This is a genomic window from Xanthomonas sp. LF06-19, from assembly GCF_034105425.1.
Classification (GTDB): Bacteria; Pseudomonadota; Gammaproteobacteria; order Xanthomonadales; family Xanthomonadaceae; genus Xanthomonas_A; species Xanthomonas_A sontii.
This window is the reverse complement of the sequence record NZ_JAXGGH010000025.1, coordinates 1-661: the sequence shown is the minus strand read 5'-3', so window position 1 is coordinate 661 and position 661 is coordinate 1. Positions and strand designations below refer to the sequence as shown.

1 protein-coding gene is annotated in these 661 nt (G+C 67.3%); it reads right to left on the bottom strand.

Annotated elements, in window-relative coordinates; all coding sequences use genetic code 11:
* The coding region (locus SLW55_RS20565) for a flagellin (protein WP_320745641.1) at positions 1 to 661 on the bottom strand (661 nt) is incomplete at both ends.

Genomic DNA, 661 nt, shown 5'->3' with positions numbered 1-661 from the left:
GCGCGAGGCCGACAGGTTCTCCGAGGTGGAGCTCAGGTTGGCGATGGTGGAGGTGAAGCGGTTCTGGATCGCACCCATGTCGGCACGCGAGGAGTTCACCGAGGTCAGCGCGTTGTCGATGATGCTCAGCGCCTTCTGCGCGCCCTGGAAGGTCGAGATGTCCACGTCCTTCAGGAAGTTGGTGGTGCCCGCGGCGGCAGTGGCGGTGGCGGCGATGCCGCTCTGGTCGAAGGTGATGCCGGTGGCGCCGGTGGCCGAGCCCGCGGTGAACGAGAAGTCCTGGCCGCCCTTGACCGATTCCAGCTTCAGCTTGTTGCTGCTGTCCACCGAGGCGTACACGCCGGTCTGGGCCAGCTTGTCGTTGATCGCCGAGGCGATCTTCTTGGCCACGCTGGTGTCCACGTCGCCGACGGCCACCGAGACCGAGGCGATGCTGACGCCGTTGACGACCATGCCGGAGAAGCTGCCGCTGGCGGTGGCGGTGCCCGAGGCCAGGGCGTTGGTGGTGGTCTGGGTGGCGGCGAAGCCGGCCTTGCCCAGCGCGGCGGCGCTGGCGTTGACGATGCTGTTGATGCCGATGGTCTGGCCGGCGTCGGCACCGATCTGGAACAGCGCGCCGGAGAACGAGCCGTCCAGCAGTTTGGTGCCGTTGAAGTTGGTT